The organism is Rhizobacter sp. P3_C12 (assembly GCF_056402735.1).
This window is the reverse complement of the sequence record NZ_JBFUGW010000654.1, coordinates 1-590: the sequence shown is the minus strand read 5'-3', so window position 1 is coordinate 590 and position 590 is coordinate 1. Positions and strand designations below refer to the sequence as shown.

Below are 590 nucleotides of genomic sequence, written 5' to 3'. Positions count from 1 at the left end.
TGATATTGGCGTGCAGCGCCAGGAAGTAGTTCAATGCGGGGGACTTGGTCTCCCAGAGCTCGTACTTGATACGTTTTGCACCAGCGAAGTCGGTCCCATCGACTGCGTTCACGATCGCCCTGCGGTTTGGATGGTTCACGCGGATCAGTTCCTCGACACGAGTGAACTCATAGGAACTCTCCGATGGCATTGTCAAGCTCCGGCTCTTCTTTGGGCGTTCGGCGACAGACTTGCCTCGCAGTAGGTCAAGGAGCTCCTCCATCCGCTTTGGGTACTCCGCGTCATCACTGAAGTCCAGATAGAAGTGCCCTTGAAGGTATCGTGGGGTCGAGTCGGGTTCTCGCCGGATGATGACTAACTTGCTCTTCTTGTCTCGAAGCAATCCGTCCCAATGGACAGCACTGCCCATGAAGGTTTGACCTTGCCCTCGGATCTCGCATCCCATAGCCGAGGGCATTACGCGGCTCGCTTTTCCTGGGCAGCGAGCCAAGCCCGTTCGAATTGCATTGGACTGACGTAGCCGAGCGTCGAGTGAAGCCGGCGGTGGTTGTAGAACGCCAGCCAGTCGATGACCTCGTCCTTGGCGGCCC

2 protein-coding genes are annotated in these 590 nt (G+C 57.5%); both read right to left on the bottom strand.

Features of this window, described 5'->3' with window-relative positions:
* Positions 1–409, bottom strand: a 409-nt coding sequence (locus AC1DXV_RS35200) for a hypothetical protein (RefSeq protein ID WP_477938127.1), incomplete at its 3' end; no start/stop codon positions are given.
* Between the two features lie 47 nt (positions 410–456).
* On the bottom strand, positions 457–590 hold a 134-nt coding region (locus AC1DXV_RS35195; RefSeq protein WP_477865820.1), incomplete at its 5' end, for an IS3 family transposase.